This window comes from Tranquillimonas rosea, assembly GCF_900111315.1.
Classification (GTDB): domain Bacteria; phylum Pseudomonadota; class Alphaproteobacteria; order Rhodobacterales; family Rhodobacteraceae; genus Tranquillimonas; species Tranquillimonas rosea.
The window spans coordinates 22485-41241 of sequence record NZ_FOGU01000007.1 but is presented as its reverse complement, the minus strand read 5'-3'; the positions used below and the strand labels follow the sequence as shown (position 1 = coordinate 41241).

At 68.0% G+C, this 18757-nt stretch carries 18 protein-coding genes; 9 read left to right on the top strand and 9 right to left on the bottom strand.

Going from position 1 to position 18757, the window contains the following annotated elements; translation table 11 throughout:
- The first annotated feature begins 261 nt into the window (after nt 1–261).
- The 4 genes from BMZ25_RS12785 (at nt 262) to BMZ25_RS12770 (ending at nt 3753) form a co-directional block, all read left to right on the top strand.
- Complete coding sequence (locus BMZ25_RS12785; protein ID WP_092694199.1) at nt 262–1248, top strand: tripartite tricarboxylate transporter substrate binding protein; 987 nt, start codon at nt 262–264, stop codon at nt 1246–1248.
- Nucleotides 1249–1312: 64 nt separating this feature from the next.
- On the top strand, nt 1313–1813 hold the full coding sequence (locus BMZ25_RS12780) for a tripartite tricarboxylate transporter TctB family protein (protein ID WP_092694197.1): 501 nt from the start codon (nt 1313–1315) through the stop codon (nt 1811–1813).
- Nucleotides 1814–1817: 4 nt separating this feature from the next.
- Complete coding sequence (locus BMZ25_RS12775) at nt 1818–3317, top strand: tripartite tricarboxylate transporter permease (protein WP_092694195.1); 1500 nt, start codon at nt 1818–1820, stop codon at nt 3315–3317.
- A 169-nt stretch (nt 3318–3486) separates the two neighbouring features.
- The gene (locus BMZ25_RS12770) at nt 3487–3753 is read left to right on the top strand and encodes a chorismate mutase (protein WP_408033439.1); all 267 of its coding nucleotides are present in this window, start codon (nt 3487–3489) and stop codon (nt 3751–3753) included.
- A 29-nt stretch (nt 3754–3782) separates the two neighbouring features.
- Here BMZ25_RS12770 and BMZ25_RS12765 read toward each other — a convergent pair whose 3' ends face one another.
- From BMZ25_RS12765 to BMZ25_RS12730, 8 genes are all read right to left on the bottom strand, one after another.
- Nucleotides 3783–5390: an FGGY-family carbohydrate kinase gene (locus tag BMZ25_RS12765; protein WP_092694191.1), complete on the bottom strand. Its 1608-nt coding sequence runs from the start codon at nt 5388–5390 to the stop codon at nt 3783–3785.
- Between the two features lie 28 nt (nt 5391–5418).
- Nucleotides 5419–6471 carry an aldo/keto reductase gene (locus tag BMZ25_RS12760; RefSeq protein WP_092694189.1) on the bottom strand — a complete coding sequence of 351 codons (1053 nt, stop codon included), beginning with the start codon at nt 6469–6471 and terminating at the stop codon, nt 5419–5421.
- Entirely contained in the window at nt 6468–7106 is a 639-nt protein-coding gene (locus BMZ25_RS12755) for a DAK2 domain-containing protein (protein ID WP_092694187.1), read from the bottom strand. The genes BMZ25_RS12760 and BMZ25_RS12755 overlap by 4 nt, the downstream gene beginning before the upstream one ends.
- A gap of 3 nt (nt 7107–7109) precedes the next feature.
- Nucleotides 7110–8108 (bottom strand): dihydroxyacetone kinase subunit DhaK, encoded by a 999-nt coding sequence (locus BMZ25_RS12750; RefSeq protein WP_092694185.1) that lies wholly within the window; start codon nt 8106–8108, stop codon nt 7110–7112.
- On the bottom strand, nt 8105–9142 hold the full coding sequence (locus BMZ25_RS12745) for an ABC transporter permease (protein ID WP_092694183.1): 1038 nt from the start codon (nt 9140–9142) through the stop codon (nt 8105–8107). Before BMZ25_RS12745 ends, BMZ25_RS12750 begins: the two co-directional genes overlap by 4 nt.
- A 5-nt stretch (nt 9143–9147) precedes the next feature.
- Nucleotides 9148–10131 carry an ABC transporter permease gene (locus BMZ25_RS12740; protein WP_092694182.1) on the bottom strand — a complete coding sequence of 328 codons (984 nt, stop codon included), beginning with the start codon at nt 10129–10131 and terminating at the stop codon, nt 9148–9150.
- The gene (locus tag BMZ25_RS12735; RefSeq protein WP_092694179.1) at nt 10131–11663 is read right to left on the bottom strand and encodes a sugar ABC transporter ATP-binding protein; all 1533 of its coding nucleotides are present in this window, start codon (nt 11661–11663) and stop codon (nt 10131–10133) included. Before BMZ25_RS12735 ends, BMZ25_RS12740 begins: the two co-directional genes overlap by 1 nt.
- A 73-nt stretch (nt 11664–11736) precedes the next feature.
- The gene (locus tag BMZ25_RS12730; RefSeq protein ID WP_092694506.1) at nt 11737–12720 is read right to left on the bottom strand and encodes an autoinducer 2 ABC transporter substrate-binding protein; all 984 of its coding nucleotides are present in this window, start codon (nt 12718–12720) and stop codon (nt 11737–11739) included.
- Between the two features lie 288 nt (nt 12721–13008).
- On the opposite strand from BMZ25_RS12730, the gene BMZ25_RS12725 reads away from it, so the two are divergent.
- A complete protein-coding gene (locus BMZ25_RS12725) occupies nt 13009–13767 on the top strand; it encodes a FadR/GntR family transcriptional regulator (protein WP_218142540.1) in 759 nt (252 codons plus the stop codon).
- A gap of 58 nt (nt 13768–13825) precedes the next feature.
- Here the strand turns inward: BMZ25_RS12725 and BMZ25_RS12720 are convergent, their stop codons facing one another.
- The gene (locus tag BMZ25_RS12720; protein WP_177190461.1) at nt 13826–14815 is read right to left on the bottom strand and encodes a LacI family DNA-binding transcriptional regulator; all 990 of its coding nucleotides are present in this window, start codon (nt 14813–14815) and stop codon (nt 13826–13828) included.
- A gap of 165 nt (nt 14816–14980) precedes the next feature.
- On the opposite strand from BMZ25_RS12720, the gene BMZ25_RS12715 reads away from it, so the two are divergent.
- Genes BMZ25_RS12715 through BMZ25_RS12700 form a run of 4 tightly spaced genes read left to right on the top strand, consistent with a single transcriptional unit; the run spans nt 14981 to nt 18734 of the window.
- Nucleotides 14981–15958: a tripartite tricarboxylate transporter substrate binding protein gene (locus BMZ25_RS12715; RefSeq protein WP_092694175.1), complete on the top strand. Its 978-nt coding sequence runs from the start codon at nt 14981–14983 to the stop codon at nt 15956–15958.
- Between the two features lie 23 nt (nt 15959–15981).
- A complete protein-coding gene (locus BMZ25_RS12710) occupies nt 15982–16440 on the top strand; it encodes a tripartite tricarboxylate transporter TctB family protein (RefSeq protein ID WP_092694173.1) in 459 nt (152 codons plus the stop codon).
- A gap of 3 nt (nt 16441–16443) precedes the next feature.
- Nucleotides 16444–17964, top strand: a complete 1521-nt coding sequence (locus BMZ25_RS12705; RefSeq protein WP_092694171.1) for a tripartite tricarboxylate transporter permease — start codon at nt 16444–16446, stop codon at nt 17962–17964.
- A complete protein-coding gene (locus BMZ25_RS12700; RefSeq protein ID WP_218142539.1) occupies nt 17961–18734 on the top strand; it encodes an HpcH/HpaI aldolase family protein in 774 nt (257 codons plus the stop codon). Before BMZ25_RS12705 ends, BMZ25_RS12700 begins: the two co-directional genes overlap by 4 nt.
- The last annotated feature ends 23 nt before the right edge of the window (nt 18735–18757 follow it).

Below are 18757 nucleotides of genomic sequence, written 5' to 3'. Positions count from 1 at the left end.
TTGAGCCATTGATGCGAGCGAGGGTGCATGACGCTCCCAAGGCGGCCGGGCCGATCAGGCGACAGCGCCGCGCCCTGCCCCGAGACGGGCGACCGGACTTCGGGCATAGTCCGAGACAACGACGGAGAGTGTCGTGATGCGCCCCACTCGATCGACCCCACCCGCCAGCATCACGAAGAAGGCGCACCGCCCGTCTGCTATACATCGGGCCGTACAACCGCCTGCACTGGCGCACCGAACCTAACAGGGAAAGGACTCCGGATGGACACCCGCACGACCAAGACCGCCATCGCCGCTCTGATGCTGGCACTTCCGCTCGCCGCGCCCGCCGCCGCGCAGGACGCGTATCCCGAGCGCGACATCACCCATATCATGCCGTGGGGCGCCGGCGGCGGCACCGACACCGTGATGCGCACCTTCATGAACTTTGCCGAAGAACAGCTCGGCGTGGGCATCAACACCCAGAACGTCAGCGGCGCCCAGAGCGGGATCGGTACCCTTCAGCTGATGAATGCGCGCCCCGACGGCTATACCATCGGCTCGCTCACCTGGGACAGCGTCATCACCGTTCCCTATTACGAGCTTGTTCCCGGCTACGACACCGACCAGCTGACCTATCTCGGCTCGGTCACGGTGCATCCCACCGTTCTGGCCGTGGCCGCGGATTCGCCCTACGAGACGCTGGAGGACTTCATCGCCGCAGCCGAGGAAAACCCCGGCGAGCTGTCGATCTCGAATGTCGGCAGCGGTGGGGTCTGGCACCTTCCCGCGCTCGACATGGCCGAGGCGACGGGGATCGAGGTCAACCACGTCCCCTACCCCGACGGTTCGGGCTCGCAGCGCGAAGGCCTGCTGACGGGCGAGACCGACGCCGCTTCGCTCAGCGCCTCGGCGATCTACAATGCCGTGCAGGAGGATCAGGCGCGCGTGCTGGCCGTCATGTCCGACGAGCGCAGCGATTTCTTCCCCGAAACGCCGACCTTTGCCGAGCTGGGCTATGACGTCACATGGGGCAGCTTCCGCCTGATCGCCGCGCCCTCGGGCATCAGCGACGAGCAGCGCCAGACCCTGACCGACGCCTTCGCCGCGGTCTTCGAGATGCCCGAATTCCAGGAGCGCGCCGAAGAGACCGCGATGGGCGCCGTCTGGATGAACGGCGAGGACACGACCGAGTACGTCGAATCCCAGCAGGAAAGCGCCTTCGCCCTGATCGACCAGCTGGTCGAGCAAGGCATCCTCGACAAGTAAGCGTCATCGACACGGCCCGCCCGGCCCTTACCGGGCGGGTCGACATCACACCCACGGGGCCAGTATGTCCAAGCTCTTCGGGCTGGGGGGCCAGGCGATCTTCGCACTGGTCCTTCTCGTCCTCACCACGGTCTATGCCAGCCAGTTGCCGGAACTCGGCTTGCCGTTCTCGGACGGGCGCGAACCCGGCGCCTCGTTCCTGCCCATCATCCTGAGCGTGATCATGTATGTCGCGCTTCTACGGATCCTGATCGGCGAGCTGACCGGCAAGACGCCGCGCGACGAGGCGTCCGGCTTCCAGGACGTCGGCTGGGTCGGAATCGTCGGGCCGGTCGTGTTGATCGTCGCGACCATGCTGTTCGCGGCCGGGCTGCGGGTCGTCGGCTACTTTGCCGCCGCGGGCCTCTATACCTTCCTGGTCTCGGCGTGGTTCAACTACGAACAGACCGGCCGGCCACTCCGTGCGCTCGGCCTTGCCGCGGCAACCGCGATCGCGATCACCGTCTTCGGCTGGCTGTTCTTCGTCCGGATCTTCGGCCTTTCCCTTCCCACCTGGATTTTCTGACCCCATGCTCGATCTCGCCGCGGGGTTCGCCACGCTCTTCACGCCCGGACCCTTCCTCTACCTGATCGGTGGCTTCCTGATGGGGCTGCTCTTCGGAGCGATCCCCGGTCTGACGGCCACCCTCGCCATCGCGCTGTTGCTGCCCTTCACCTTCGGGATGGAGGTCGTGAACGCCCTGGTCATGGTGATGGGCATCTACATGGCCGGCATCTATGCGGGCTCGGTGACGGGGATCACGGTAAACATCCCCGGCGCACCATCGGGCGCGATCACCAGCATCGACGGCCACGCACTGATGAAGAAGGGGCACGGTGCACAAGCGCTGGGGCTGGACGCGTTCGCCTCGTCGATAGGCGGCGTCATCGGCGCCCTCGTCCTCATGCTGCTTGCCGAGCCCATCAGCGAGCTTGCACTGCTGTTCCGCACCCCCGACAAGTTCTCGCTCGTGCTGCTCGCGCTGGTGACCGTGACGGTGGTTGCCCGAGGCTCGATCTGGAAGGCGATGATCGCGACCTCGCTTGGGCTGATGATCTCGACCATAGGGATCGACCCGATGGTGCCGGTGGGACGGTTCGATTTCGGCAGCCCGCACCTGGTCCAGGGCATCGGCCTGCTGCCGGCAGTCATCGGCCTGTTCGCGGTGTGCGAGCTTCTGGTGCAGGCCGGCCTGCCGTCGCGGCTCGCCCAGGGCGAATCCGTCGCCAAGATGCCGCGCCTGCGGCACCGCGACTTCATCCCCAGCCTCAAGACGATCCGAGAGATCGGCCCGCTGACCTATATCAAGAGCTCGATCATCGGCGTGCTGATCGGAATGCTTCCCGGCGGCGGCGCCTCGATGGCGTCATTCATCGCCTATGCCGAGGCCAAGCGGACCGCCCGGCGGCCGGAGGAATTCGGAGAGGGCTCGCACGAAGGCCTCGCCGCGTCCGAATCCGCGAACAACGCGATGTGCGGCGGCGCGATCATTCCGCTGCTGACGCTGGGCATCCCCGGCGACGCGGTGACGGCGATCATCTTCGGCGTGCTCCTTTTGCACGGGCTCGTTCCGGGCCCCGGCCTGCTGGCCGACAGCGGCGACGTGGTGGCACCGATGTTCGCGGCGCTCTTCGTCGCCTCGTTCCTCGTGATGATCTCGGTGTTGATCTTCGGTCCCGTCTACCTGCGGCTCGCCCGCATCAACCGCGGCCTGCTCTACGCCTTCATCGCTATGATCTCGATGGTCGGCGTCTATGCCTCGTCCTACTCGTCGACGCAGATGTGGATGGCGCTGGCCATCGGCGTCTTCGCCTTCGGACTGCGCCGCTTCGGCTATCCCATCGTTCCGATGCTCATGGGCGTCATCCTCGGCCCCTATCTCGAGGAATTCCTGCGCCGCTCGCTGATCGTGTCTCAGGGCGACCCCTTCGTCTTCGTCACCCGCCCGGCCAGCCTCGCCTTCCTTGTGCTGATGCTGGTCTTCGTCTGGTTCCTGCGGATCCGGCCGTCCCGACAGGCCGCGGGTTAAGGGTCAGCGCGACGGCCACTGTTCGGAAGGCGGCCGTTTTCACGGAGCATGGCTTCGCGGGTGCGATCCGATCCACTCCGGTGTAACAGGGCGGGCATCGTGCGGACTTCGGAACAAAGTGCGGGAGCCGAGAGTGGTGGATATGAAACCAGCCAACGAATGTGCGTCCATGGCGGAACTGAGGGAGGCCATAGATACCCTCGATGACGAACTCGTCCGCCTGCTCGCCCAACGCCGCGACTATATCGACCGCGCCGTGGCTCTCAAACGCCGGGAGGACCTTCCTGCACGGCTGGAAGACCGGGTGACCCAGGTCCTCGAACGCGTGAAGGCCCGCGCCGCCGAGGCCGACCTGGACCCGGCCCTTGCCGAGACGCTCTGGACCCACCTTGTCGAGTGGAGCATCGCCCGCGAGGAGCGTGTGCTGGGCGAATGAGGCCCCGGCGTCGGACGGGGCGCGATCTGTTACTGCACCGCGTCCCATGAGAGCGCCTGGAAGCGCTCGAAGAGGTCGAACTTGGCCGCGTGCCACTCCGCCACCGCCCCGCCGGTCGGTGCATATGTCTCGGACAGCCGCGACATGGCCGGCATCGCGTCGGCGACGGAGGCATGCGCGCCTGTCGCCACGGCGCCGAGGATGGCCGATCCCAGCAGGACCGGCTCATCGCTGGCGGTCGCGGCGACCGGGGTTCCGGTGGCGTCCGCGAGGATCTGGCGGATCAGGGGCGCACGGCCGGCGCCACCGCTAATGACAATGCGGTCCACCGCTGCGCCGCGCTCGGCCTGGGCGCTCAGTATCTGGCGCAAACCGTAGCCCAGACCACAGAGCCCGGCGACATAGAGCGCGACCAGGCTGTCGAGGTCACGCTCCATCCCGAGGCCGGAGATCACTGCGCGGGCCTCGGGGCGGGCGAAGGGCGAGCGGTTGCCGAGGAACTCGGGCACCACCAGCAGCGCCCAGGCCAGCCGCGCGGCCTCGGCGGGCGAGTTGGCCCGCCGCTCGGCCTCGCGCGTCAGCCAGTCGACCACGGATAACTCCGCCTCCTCGGCCATCGCGCGCGCCTCGGCGGCGGCGGGGTGATACGAGACGAGCTGGTCGATCGCGGCTCCGGCGGCCGATTGCCCGCCCTCGTTCAGCCAGGTCCCGGGCACCATGACCGAATAGTACGGCCCCCAGACCCCCGGCACGAAGACCGGATCGGCCGTGCTTGTCATCGTGCACGAGGACGTGCCGAACACGTAACCCATGTTGCCGGCCACCCCGCCGCCGCCATCGGCGCCGACGGTGCCGACGCCACCGGCATGCGCGTCGATCAGGCCCGCCGCCACCGCGCAACCCGGTGTCAGCCCCAGTTCGCGCGCGCTGTCCTCGATCAGCCCGGCGCCGAGCGCCGTCCCCGGCTCGACGATCTCGGTGCCGATCCTCGCATGGCCGTCCTCCGCCAGCTCTGACAAGCCAACCGCATCGAAATAGCTGTCGTCCCAGCGCTTCTCGTGGGCGAGATAGGTCCATTTGCACGTCACCGTGCAGAGGGAGCGCGCCATGCTGCCGGTGGCGCGCCATGTCAGGAAATCGGTCAGGTCGAGGAAATGCCCGGCCTCGCGGAACGTGTCGGGCATGTTCTCTTTCAGCCAGAGCAGCTTGGGCGTCTGCATCTCGGGCGAGATCGAGCCGCCGACATAGCGCAGCACGTCGTGGCCGGTCTCGTTGATCCGCCGCGCCTGGTCGAGCGCCCGGTGATCCAACCAGACGATGACGTCGCGGTCGGGATCGCCGCTGGAGCCCACGGGCAGAGACCGACCACCGCCATCCAGGACCACGAGCGAACAGGTCGCGTCAAAGCCGATACCGCGCACCGCGGCGGCCTCGATGCCGGCCGCCGCGACGGCCTGGCGGCTTGCCCGGCAGACCGCGCCCCAGATCTCCGCCGACGATTGCTCGACCCGGACGTCGGGCCCGCGATGCACCGCGATGTCCGCCTTTGCGACGCCCAAAAGGGCGCCGCCCGCGTCGAACACGCCGGCCCGCGCGCTGCCGGTGCCGACGTCGATCCCCATGTAACAGCCCGGCATCGCCTGCCCTCCTTCGCCGCGGCCGACCCTAGCCCCGGAACCGCTCGGGCAGCAACGCGCGGTCGGCCGACGTGAACGTGTCGCGGGCGAACTGGTCCTGGTGCCAGTAGGGATAGAGCAGTGGGATCGTGCTGACCTCGTCGAGCCGCGCGCGCTCGGCATCGGTCAGCGAGATGTCGGCCGACGCGATATTCTCTTCGAACTGCGCGGTATCGCTGCCGCCCACGACGAGGGACGCGACGCTCGGCCGGTCCAACAGCCAGGCCAGCGCCATCTGCGCGGGGGTCGCGCCGCGCGCCTCCGCCAGGTCAACCAGCACGTCGACGATATTCCACAGCCGCTCCCAGTCGCGGATCGGCGGCTCGCTCCAGCCGCGCGATTGGCGGCTGCCATCCGCCGGATACTGTCCCCGACGATGCTTGCCGGACAGAAGGCCTGCGGCCAGCGGGCTCCATACCAGCGTCCCGAGCCCCTGGTCGACGGCGGCGGGCAGCAACTCGTACTCGACCTCCCGCGCTTCGAGCGTGTAGTGGATCTGCTGGGTGGCAAAGCGCGGCAGGCCCGTCCGATCCGCGATCCCGAGCGCCTTCATCATGTGCCAGCCCGAGTAGTTCGAGCAGCCAACATGCCGCACCTTGCCGTCGCGGATCAGCGTCTCGAGCGCGGACAACGTCTCTTCCAGCGGAACCGAGCCATCCCATTCGTGCAGATAGTAGATGTCGATCCGGTCGCGCCGCAGCTTCTTGAGGCTGCGCTCGCATTCCCTGAGGATATGATAGCGCGAGGCGCCAGCGTCGTTCGGTCCGTCGCCGATCGGCATCCGCACCTTCGACGTGACGAGCGGCTCGGGCCGACCGTCCAGGACCTCTCCGAGGATCTCTTCGGCAAGGCCCGTGGAATACATGTTGGCGCAGTCGAACAGGTTCACGCCATGGTCCAGGCAGCAATCCACCAGGCGCCGCGCCTCGGGCACGCCCTGCTCTCCGACCATGGCGAAATCGCCGCGCCCCCCGAAGGTGAACGTGCCCATCGAGATTTCCGAGACGCGCAGCCCCGCGTCTCCCAGCGTTCTGTATTTCATCGGTATTCCTCCAGTCCCGCGAGAGACGCCAATGCGACCACGCAGAGCGCGCAGCCCGGATCGACCAGCCCCTCGGTGCGTTCGCCCACCCAGCCGGCGCGTCCGATCCGGCTGCGCAGCGGTGTGACCTCGTCGCGGCCCTTTGCGGCGGCGTCGACCATCTCCTGCCCCGCCTGCGCCAGCGGCCGGCCCGCATCGACCGCGTCCCGCAGCGCTTCGGCGGCCGGGAAGATCGCGTCGAGGATCGTCTTGTCGCCGCGGTTCGCCTTGCCTCGTTCAGCCATCCCCTGTGCTGCCGCCTGCAGCATCTCGGCGAGCTGCGCCGGCTCCAGCGCAGAGGCGCCCTTGACCACCTTGCCGGCACGCATCGCGGCCGTGGCGAGCAGCGTGCCCATGGTGGACGAGGCGACGCGGTTGGCAGCCATGCCCGCGGCGGCGATGTACTGGCCCAGGTCGTCGCCCCCCTCTGCGGCATGGGCGTCGAGCGCGTCGGCGACCTTCTTGGCAGTGATCCCCAGGTCGCCGTCGCCGACCTTCTGGTCAAGCTCGGTCAGCCGGTCGGCCTCGCCCCGCAGGGCGGCGGCCAGTCGCCTCAGCGCGTCCTGGACGGCGCCGATGTCGTAACTTTCGGTCACGGCTCAACCCTCCTGGAAGAACGGGGTCCGGGCGGGCGCGTCGAGCAGCCCGGCCAGTTCGTCGTCCAGCCGGCAGATCGTCAGCGAGGCGCCGGCCATCTCCATCGAGGTGGCGTATTCGCCGACATACGCCTTGTGCACGCTCAGGCCCCGCCCCTCCACGATCTCGTGGACCTTGCGGTAGAGGATGAACAGGTCCTCCGGCGGCGTCGCCCCGAGCCCGTTCATCATCACCGCCACCCGGTCGCCCGAGGCCGGCGCCAGGTCGTCGAGCACCGCCGTGGCCAGCCGTTCGGCGACCTCGTCCGCACTCTGCAGTGTCTCGCGCTTGGCGCCGGGTTCGCCGTGGATGCCCATGCCGATCTCCATCTCGCCCTCGGCCAGGTCGAAGCCCGGCTTGCCGACCGAGGGGATGATGCAGGGCGACAGCGCGACGCCCATGGACCGCGTGCCGGCGAGGGTGCGCTTCGCGATCTCCTCGACCTCGTCGAGGCTGGCGCCCGCCGCGGCCTTCGCCCCGGCGGTCTTGAACGCGAACACCATGCCCGCCACGCCGCGCCGGCGCTCGGCTTCGTCCGGGCCGGCCGAGGCGACGTCGTCGGCCACGATCACCGTGCGCACCTCGATGTCCTCCATCTCGGCCATCTCGGTCGACATGTCGAAGTTCATCACGTCGCCGCCGTAATTGCCGTAGATGTAGAGTACGCCCTTGCCGCCATGGATCCGCCGGGTCACGTCCAGCATTTGCTCGGCGGTGGGCGAGTTGAACACGTCGCCCACGGCGCAGCCGTCCAGCATGCCCTCGCCCACATAGCCCAGGAACACCGGAAGGTGCCCCGATCCGCCGCCGGTGGCCAGCGCGACCTTGCCCTCGACCGGGGCGTCGGCGCGGACGATTGCGTGCGGGTCGTCGCCAAAGGCGAGGGCCTTGGGATAGGCCTTGACCAGCCCGTCCAGCATGTCGGTGACATAGGTGTCGGGATTGTTGAAGAAGCGTCTCATGGCTTGTCTCCGGTAGCTGCGTTGGGGGACCGGCCACGGCCGACCCCGCTGAAATCGATCATTCTGCGCCACTCGATCCGGGTCACGCTCATCGCCAGCAGAAGCGTCAGGCCCCAGACGAACTCCTTGGCGAAGTTCGAAACCTGCAGCATGTTGAGCCCGCTCGACAGGAACTGCAGCGACAGCACGGCAAGCACCACACCCAGCACCCGGCCCACGCCGCCATAGGGGTTGGTCCCGCCCAGCACCGCGATCAGGACGGTGATCAGGAGGTAGCTTTCGGCATAATCCGCCTTGGCCGAGTTCGCGCGCGAGATCAGGATCAGCCCCGCCAGCGCCGCGAGCGTGCCGCTGATCATGTACGTCGTCATGTTCAGCCGTCCGTTCTTGAGCCCGGCGAAGCGCGAGGCCCGCGGGTTGGTCCCGAACAAATAGACACTGTGCCCGTAGATGGTGCGGTTAAGGACGAACGCCATGACCACCGCCACCGCGGCGAACACCAGAAGTGGCACGGGCACCGCCCAGACCGCCGCGTTGCCCAGCACCGCGAAGCTGTCCGGCAGCCCGACCACCGCGCTGCCCCCGGTGACGACGACGCCGATGCCGGTATACACGATCCCCGTGCCCAGGGTGGCGAGGATCGGCGGCAGGCCGATGCCCGCTATGAACAGCCCATTGATCACGCCGCACAGGCAGCCGACCGACAGCCCCACGAGCAGCGCCAGCGCCAGCACCGCCACGGCATTGCCGCCCGTCGGAAACAGCGCCGTCATCGCCAGCGCGGCGAGTATGGAGGACAGGTTCGCCGTACCGATGATCGACAGATCGATCCCGCCCGTCAGCATCGCCGTCATCATCGCCAGCGCCAGGATCGCGTATTCGGGAAACTGGAACGCCATCGACTGCATGTTGGCGCCGGTCAGGAACAGTCCCGGCCGGGCCAGCGACATCGCCACGAAGATCGCCACCGTCAGCGCGGCGAGCCCGAGGAGATGCCGGTGATCCGACGAGACGATGCGAGAGGTCTTTGCCATGGTCGTCACTCCGTCCGACCCGAGCGACGGGCCTGCCAGGCCGGCACGCCGGTCCCGAGAAGGATCAGCAGGCCGATCACGATGTTCTGCCATGTCGAGGGGATACCCAGCGTGATCAGCGAGTTGTTGATGACCACGATCAGCGCGACGCCCAGAAGGGTGCCGGTGATCGTGCCGGTCCCGCCCTGCAGCCGGGCCCCGCCCAGCACCACCGCCGCGATCACCGACAGCTCCAGCCCGACGATGTCGAACGGGTTGGCCACGCGGGCGAGCGAGGCGTGGACGATCCCGGCGATGCCCGAGATCGTGCCGACATAGGCGTAGATAAAGTACTGCACCTTCGTCACCGGGATGCCGATCCGGCGGGCGCTGTCCAGGCTGCCGCCGATGGCGAAGATGTTCCGCCCCAGCATCGTGCGGTAGAGGATGAACCACGTCAGCACCACGACCAGCAGCAACACCAGCACCGCCGCCGGCAGCGAATAGAAGTACCCGTCCGCGTTGGTGCCGCGCAAAAGCATGGTGCGGGAAAAGTCGCGCATTCCGTCCGGCACGTTCGAGATCAACTGGCTTCCGACGAAGGTCAGCAGCGCCCCGCGAAAGGCCGAAAGGGTGCCCAGCGTCACGATCAGCGTCGGCAGCCGCATCGTGCCAACGAAGAAGCCGTTGACCAGCCCCAGGCACAGCCCGATCCCGCCCGACATCGCCAGGGCCAGCGCCATCGACCCTTCGACCCCCGTCTCGACCAGCGTCTTGGTCGTGGCGTACATCGCGAATGCCGCCAGCGCGGTGAACGACACGTCGATGCCGCCCGAAATAAGGACCAGCAGCACGCCGATCGCGAAGATCGCCATGATAAGCCCGTTGCGCAGCAGATCGAACAGAGTCGGCACCGACAGGAAACTCGGATCGACAATGCTGGTGACGATGATGAACAGCAGAAGGATGGTCGCAACAAGCGTCTCGTTGCGCGCGAACAGCCTGGCCATCACGCGTCCTCCGCGTCCGACGAGAGCAGGTGCGACAGCTCGTTCTCGGTCACGTCGTCGTTGCGCCGCTCGTCCACGATGCGCCCGTCGCGCATGACCATGATGCGGTTGCAGCAGGCCAGCACCTCGGGAAGGTCGTCCGAGATCACGATGACGCCCAGTCCCTCGGCGGCGAGATCGGCGATGGTGCGGTGGATGTCCGCCTTCGAGCCGACGTCGACCCCCACCGTCGGTCCGTTCAGGATCAGGATGCGCGGCGTTGTGGCCAGCCAGCGCGCCAGCATCACGCGCTGCTGGTTCCCACCCGACAGGGACGACACGGGAAGATCGGACGAGGGCGTGGCGATCGACAGCCGCTCGACCCAGCCGTCCGCCTCGTCGCGGATGTCGGACTTGCGCACCAGTCCGAACGTTCCCGCGAGGCGGCGGAACGACCCGGCGGCGATGTTGGCGCCGATGGATTGCGTCAGGAACAGCCCCTCGGTCAGCCGGTCCTCGGGGACATAGGCGATGCCGCGCTCCATCGCGTCCGAGATGGAGTCGATCCGGGCCTCCTCGCCCTCGATGCGGATCGTGCCCGAGCTGGCCGGATCCATGCCGAACAGCGCCTTGGCCAGCTCGCTGCGCCCCGAGCCGAGAAGGCCCACGATCCCCAGCGACTCTCCCGCCGCGAGGTCGAGCGAGACGTCGCTGAACGCCCCTTCCCGCGACAGGTGCCGCACCTGCAGCAGGTCACTGCCACGCGGCGCGTCGGCCGAGACCACCGGCGCGGCGTCGATCTCGCGCCCGGTCATGTGGTGGGTCAGCGAGGCGGGATCGAACTCGTCCACCGGTCCCTCGGCGACGAGACGGCCGTTGCGCAGGACGACCACGCGCTCGCAGACCGAGAACACCTCGGCCAGCTTGTGACTGACGAACAGCACCGCGATACCGCGCTCCTTCAGGCGCGAAATGATGCCGAGAAGGTGCTTCACCTCGCGCTCGGTCAGCGCGGCGGTGGGCTCGTCCATAACGATAAGGCGGGCCTCGTCCACCAGCGCCCGCGCGATCGCGACCAGCTGTTTAGAGGCGACCGGCAGGTCCTCGACCACGGCGTCGAGCGGGATGTCCACCCCGATCCGACCCAGCGCGGCCTCGGCCGTGCGCCGCATCTCGCGCCAGTCGATCCATCGCGTGCCCCGCGCCAGCCGGTCGTTGAAGGCGATATTCTCGGCGACGGTCAGGTTCGGGAAGAGCGAGAAATCCTGGTAGATCACCTGCACCCCGGCCCGCACGGCGCCGATCGGGCTGATCTGCGCCTGCGGCTGCCCGTGAAAGGAGACGGTGCCGGACTCCGCCGGCTGAGCGCCCGACAGCGCCTTGATCAGCGTCGACTTGCCGGACCCGTTCTCTCCGGCGAGGCAGACGACCTCACCGGGACGGATCGCCAGCGACACGTCGTCGAGAGCGCGTACACCCGCGAAGGACTTCGAGATGTGATCGAGCGCGACGACGGATGGCGCGTCGTGCGCCTCTCTGGACCTGTCGTTCATGGGCCTGCTTGCGGGTTTGCGGATTGGGTTCGGGGATTGCGGCCGGTGGATGCGCCACCGGCCGCGTGCCGTCTCAGAACGGGTAGTCGGCCATGTTCGACTGGTCGACCTCGACCCAGGCCTGCCCGTAGAGTACCTTCCCCTGCAGCGAGAGGTCCTGATAGCCCTCGGGGCTCAGGTCCATGCCGTCGGTCACCTCGCCCCCGTCGAGCATGTGAACGGCAAGCTCGTTCATCGCGTAGCCCGCCAGTGCCGGATCCCAGAAGAAGATCCGGTCGACGGCGCCGGTTTCGAGGTACTGTTCCGAGATCGACGGCAGGGACGTGCCCATGACGCAGGTGTCGTCCTCCATTCCACGCTCCTCGACCGCAAGCCCGACGCCCGCGACATCCGTCGAGGCGCTGCCCTGAAAGCCCGCCACGTCGGGATAGGCGCGCAGCAGTTCCTGGGTCTTCTGATAGGCCTGCTGCTGATCGTCGAAGGTCTCGTTCTTGTCGCCCACCATCGTCATGTCGGGGAAGTTCTCTTCCTGGTAGGCAACCGCCGCGTCGACCCACTCGTTATGGCTCTTGGAGGTGAGCGACCCCACGAACACGGCATATTCGCCGCTCTCGCCCATGCACTCCGCCAGGTTCTTCATGATCTGCTCGCCGTAGGCGGCGTTCGAGAAGGCCTCGATGTCATAGTCGGCGTTCTCGATGTCGGCAGCCTCGTGCGTGATGACGACGATCCCCTGATCCCGAGCGCGCTGCAGCACCGGCTCCACCGCTTCGGGCGCGAAGGGCACCACGGTTATCGCATCGGCGTCCTGTGCGATCATGTCCTCGATCAGCTGCACCTGCAGCTGCGCGTCGGCCTGTGGCGGGCCCACCTGGTAGGCATCGTTGCCCGTCTCTTCGGCAAAGCGGTCGACGCCTTCCTGCATCCGGTTGAACCACTGGATGCCCGAGATCTTCACGACCGTCGGAATCTTGTAGGAAGCGTCCTGCGCGGCACCCATGGTGGCCGGCAGCAGCATCGCGGCGCTGCCAAGGGCAAGCGCGATCATCCGTTTCATCATTTCTCCTCCCTATCTTCCTTGGCCGCCCGGCCGCGGTTGTGCGCCTCCCCCGCGCCCGCGCCGTACGGCTCGACCCCGATGCCCGACCCGTCGCAAAAGCGACTGGACCGGTGACCGGACCAGTTGCATCGTGACAGATTCACTTTCCTTTTCAAGCACGAATGGGTCCCGTCTCGGGCCTGCGCTGCGCACCAGAGATTGACGGCCGCCAAGAGCCGTTCAAATAGTAGCATCGATGGCGCCCACAGGCCGGGGCCACCACTGACGACGCAACGGAGCGGCCGCGTGGAGAACATCAACCGCCTTCTGCTGGACCGGACGAACGACATCGGACGCGACCTCCAGCGCCGTACGATGAAGGTCGCGATCGCCGAGAAGATCGCCGGGCTGATCGCCTCGGGCGTCCTTCAGAAGGGCGACGAGCTGCCCGGCGAGCGGGACCTGGCGGCAGCCCTTTCCGTCAGCCGCGAGACGGTGCGGGGCGCGGTGGGTGCGCTCGCCTCGGACGGCATCCTCGAGGTCGCCCAGGGCGCGCGCACCCGCGTGGCGTCGTCGGACCTGTCGGAACTCGACTTCGGCACGACGATCCACCTCGACGTGAACCGCTACAGCATCGACGCGGTCCACCAGTCCCGTCTGCTGATCGAGCAGGCGGTCGTCGGAGACGCGGCCGAGCGCATCGACGACGAGACGCTTGCCCTGCTGTCGCGGCTTCTCGACGCGCAGGAACGCTGCCTGCGGGATCCGGTTCGCTTCCTGATCTCGGACCGTGAGTTCCACATCGCCATCTACCGGGCCTGCGGAAACCCTCTTCTGGCCGACGTCGTGACCGACCTCTACACCTACATGATGGAGCATCGGCGGCGCGTCATGGCCCTGCCCGACGCGATCCCCACCAGCCTTGCCGATCACCGGTCCATTCACGCGGCGCTCATGGCCCGCGACCGGGACGCGGCCGTGGCGGCCTTCGGAATTCACGAACAGCGGATCTATCGCACCACCTGCGCGCTGCTTCACGGTGAGCGGGACGAGCCCGAGACGTAAGACGCGGGACCGTCCTGCCCTCGCCGATCCGGCAACCGGGACGCGGCATCGCACGCGCCTATTGCCCCGACCGGACCGTCGAGCGCTGGACGTAGCTCGGCGGGCTCTTCTGCGACACCGGCGCCCCCTCGGCACCCTCCACGAGGTGCCGTGCCGCGCTGTGGCCGATCCAGGCCTTGTCGACCCCTACGGTGGTCAGCGGCGGATGGCTGAACGCGGCCTCTGCCATGTCGTCCACCCCGATCACCGACACGTCGCGGCCGGGGCGCACGCCATGCGCCTCGCAGGCCGAGAGCACGCCGAAGGCGATGAGATCGCTGAAGCAGGCGAACCCGACGTCGGACCCGCCGACGCGCAAACGCTCCGACGCCGTCTCGAAACCGAACGCGCGGCTCGTCGGCCCGTGCCTCGGGACGTGCGGCCAGCCGGCCTGCTCCAGCGCCTCGCAGAACCCGGCATAGCGGTCACGGGCGGTATTCGTCTGTTGCCCGCCGCCGAGCCAGCAGATCTCGCGATGGCCGGCCTCCAGCAGACGCTCGGCCATGATCCGGCCCGTGGCACGGTCGTCGTTGGTGAACTGCGGCAGCGCGACGTCGTCAAGTCCACGGGAAAACAGCACGCAGGGAAACGGGGCCTGACCGCCCCCGGCGAGCAACGGATCGAGATCCTCGGGCCCGGTCCCGTGGGCGGGGCACATAAGCATGCCGCTCACCCCCTGCTCCATCGCCGCCCGGAGGAATTGCTGCTGGAGTTCGCGATCTTCTCGGACGACACCGAGAAACACGATCCGTCCCGACCCGCGCAGCGCCTCTTCGATGTGGATCAGGAACTCGTTGAAAACCGGGTTCGAGAGATCGTTGAGACAGACCGCCACCACGTCGCTGCGCGCGGTGCGCAATCCCGCCGCCGCCTTGTTCTGCACATAGCCCAGACGCGCGGCCTCGGCGCGGATGCGATCCGCCGTCTCGGTCGAGACCCGCGCCCGGCCCCGCAGCGCCAGAGACACCGCCGAGGTCGAGACGCCGACGGACTTCGCGATGTCGCTCAAGGTCGGCCGTCTGTTCACGCGTCTGCCCTCATTCCGGGATCATTGGAACGATCACGCCTTTTGTCAATCGATTGACTTGAGCGTTATCGCCGTGATCTGATCGCTCACGACGGGGGGCGTGACCTAACGGCACCCGCCGTCAGCACTCGGAGGGAGGAGACCGAAATGCTCAAGAAGACATCGCTTGTGACCGCCACGGCCCTGATCGCCGGCGCCGGAGCCGCCGCGGCCCAGGACAGTTGCGACTGGACCCCGGATCGCGCCGTGACGTACATCGTACCTTGGGGCGCCGGCGGCGGCACGGACGCCAACTCGCGCAAGCTTGCCTCGATGCTCGAAGAGAAATGGGGCCAGCCGTTCAACGTGGTCAATCGCACCGGCGGGAACGGCGTCACCGGACACTCGGCGATCGCCCGCGCGGACCCGGACGGCTACACGGTCGGCTCGGTCACGGTCGAGATCAACACGATGCACTGGGTTGGCCTGACGGACCTGACCTACGAGGACGTCACACCGCTCGCGCTGGTCGACATCGTTCCGGCAAGCGTGCTCGTGGCCGACGACAGCCAGTTCGACTCGCTTTCGGGTCTTCTGGACCATGCCAGGGAGAATCCCGGCGATCTGACGGCCTCGGGGACATCGCAGGGCGGCATCTGGCACCTGGCGCTCGCCGGCATGCTGAATGCCGAGGGGCTCGAACCGGATGCGATCCGCTGGATCCCCTCGCAGGGCGCGGCCCCGGCCCTGCAGGAACTGATCGCGGGCGGCGTCGACGTCGCGACCCCGGCCCTGTCCGAGGGCAAGGGACTGGTCGAAGCCGGCGACGCCCGTGCGCTGGCCTACATGCACAGTGAGCCGATGGAGGCGCTCCCCGACGTCCCGCTGACCGCCGAGACGCTCGACAGCGGCTGGACCCTCGCGGCCTACATCACGACCTCCGGTCCGGCCGGCATGCCCGACAACGTCGCCTGTTCCTATGCCCAGGCCATCGACGAGATCATCGCGTCCGACGAGTGGGCCGAGTTCAAGGCGAGCCGCGGCGCCGAGGTGGTGTCGATGTCCCGCGACGAGCTGAGCGCGTACATGGCCGAGAAGGACGAGACGCTCGGTGAAGTGATCGAGGCCGTGGGCCTGGCGCAATAAGCCACGCGAAGGGAGGTCTCGCGATGGCCGATACACGCGATCTCGTCACCGGGAGCGCGCTCTGCGCACTGGGCGCCGCGATGGCAATCGTCGCGCGGGGCTTCCCGACGGTCGGGGGCATGGCCTATGGCCCCGACCTCTTTCCCACGATCGTCGCCGTGGGCCTGGTGGCCAGCGGCCTCGGCATCGCGGCCGAGGGCCTGGCCGCGGGGCGGAACCGACCCGACGAAGACGGAGGGCGACGGCTGGGGCCGCTGGTGGGCATCCTGGCCGTCATCGCGTTTTTCGCCCTGGCCCTGGACCCGCTGGGCTTTCACATCGCCGCGGCGATCAGTCTGCTCTGCTCGGTGCGACTATTCGGCGGCGGGATGGTGGCCGGAACGGCTCTGGCGCTGGTCGGCCCGGTCGTCCTGCACGCGGTGTTCTACTCGGTCCTGCGGGTTCCCCTGCCCTGGGGTCTGCTTTTGCCGGTGGCGTGGTAGACCATGGAACTCGTGACACTCCTCGCCGCGGTGTTCGAGCCGCAGCTTCTTCTCACCATCCTCCTCTGCACGCTCTACGGTTCCTTCGTCGGGGCGATGCCCGGGCTGACCGCCACCATGGCCGTGGCGCTGTTGGTGCCGTTCACGTATTTCATGGATCCCGTCCAGGCCGTCGCGGCCATTGTCGCCACCACGACCACGGCGATCTTTGCCGGCGACATCTCGGGGGCGCTTTTGCGGATGCCGGGCACACCGGCCTCGGCCGCCTATGTCGAGGACGCGCACGCCCTGGCCCGCGCCGGCCGGCCGCGGACGACGTTGTTCGTCTCGCTCTTCGCCGCCTCGATCGGCGGGATCATCGGCGTCCTGCTTCTGGCCAGCGCGACCCCGCTCCTGGCCCGCATCGCCTCGCGCTTCTCCAGCGACGAAGCATTCTGGCTGGCGACCCTCGGGCTCAGTTGCGCGGTGTTCGTCGGCGGCGCCTCGGTCCCGCGTAACTTCGCAAGCCTCTTCATCGGCCTCGCCATCGCCTCCGTAGGGATCGACGTGGCGGTGGGGCATCCGCGGTTCACGTTCGGGATCAACGACCTTTATGACGGGATCAGCTTCATCCCGGCGATGATCGGCCTCTTCGCGATCGCCGAGATCCTGCGCAACGCAGAGACGTCCGATCCTACAAGGTTGGGCCAGTTGTCCGTCGAACCGCTCCGGACCGCCCTGGCCGGCGCCTGGGGCCAGATCCGGCAGCGCAAGCTCGGCATCCTCCGCTCGGGCGTCGGGGGCACGTTCATCGGCGCCTTGCCGGGGGCCGGGGCCGACATCGCGGCCTGGATCGCCTACGCGGTGTCGCGGCGCCTGTCGAAGACGCCGGAAAAGTTCGGGCGCGGCCATTACGAGGGGATCGTCGACGGCGGCACCGCCAACAACGCGGCCGTCGCAGGCGCGTGGACCCCGGCGCTGGTCTTCGGCATCCCAGGCGACAGCGTCACCGCCATCGCCATAGGCGTGCTGCTGATGAAGGGCCTGACACCCGGTCCGAACATCTTCTCGTCCGACGCGATGCTGGTCGAAACGCTGTTCGGGGCCTTCCTGGTAGCGAACGTCGTGATGATCGTGAGCGGCGGCCTTGCCATCATGGCGGCCTCGCGACTGCTGCGCGTGCCGCGGTCGATGCTGATGCCCAGCGTGCTGCTCCTGTCGATGATCGGCGCCTATGCCATCATGGGCAGCGTCACCGCGGTCTGGATCGTGCTGGGCCTCGGGCTCCTGGGCTACCTGATGACGCTGGCGCGGATCCCGATCGCACCGGCCGTGCTCGGCGTGGTTCTAGGCGAGGTTGTCGAAGACAATTTCATGGTCTCGATGATGAAGGCGCAGGGCGACCTGACCGGCTTCTTCGATCGGGGCACCGCCGCCGTCCTCGGTGTCGTCACCCTCGCTGTCTGGGGCCTTCTGCTATTCCGGGCGGCCCGCGAGGTGATCTCGGGAGGCGGGTCGAGATCAAGGGAAACGGAAAAGACATGAGGGACGACATGAAGAACGGATTGCGGCGGCGCGTGATGGCCGGAGAGACCGTGACCGCGGCCTGGCTGGAGCTCGGCTCGCCGGAGGTCGCCGAGATCATGGTGCGTTCGGGCTGGGACGTGCTGGTCATCGACTGCGAGCACGGGGCCGTGGGCCTGGAGGACGGATTGAACCTGATCCGTGCCGTCGAGGCCGCGGGCGGCGAAGCGATGATCCGCGTGCCTGATGCCCGCGAAGCGACATTGAAACGTGCGCTCGACCGCGGGGCGCGGTCGCTGTTGGTCCCGATGGTGAACTCCGCCGAGATGGCACGCGAGGTCGCCGGCTTTTGCCGCTACGCCCCCATGGGCCGACGGGGCTATGCCGCGCCGATCGTGCGGGCCTCGGGCTATGGTGCATGGACCGACTACGCGGCCCAGGCCAACGAGGAGGTGTTCGTCGCGGTGCAGATCGAGCATGTCGACGTCATCCCCGACATCGCCGAGATCGCCGCGATTCCCGGCATCGACATGGGCTTCATCGGGCCGAACGATCTTGCCGGGTCGATGGACAGGCTCGAGCGGCTCGACGATCCCGCGGTGGTCGAGGCCATTACCGGCATCGAGGCAACGGCGGCCGCGCATGGCCTGACGCTGGGCACGATCGAGGGACAGCGCGACTATGGCGCCCTTGCCAAGGCCGGCTATCGCCTGGTGATCGGCCCGAACGACGTCATGCTGCTCTCCGGCGCCGCCCGCGCGGCAGCCGAACGCCGCAGCGGGCTGGTTTGAGGCGCAGCATCCGGAACCGGCTC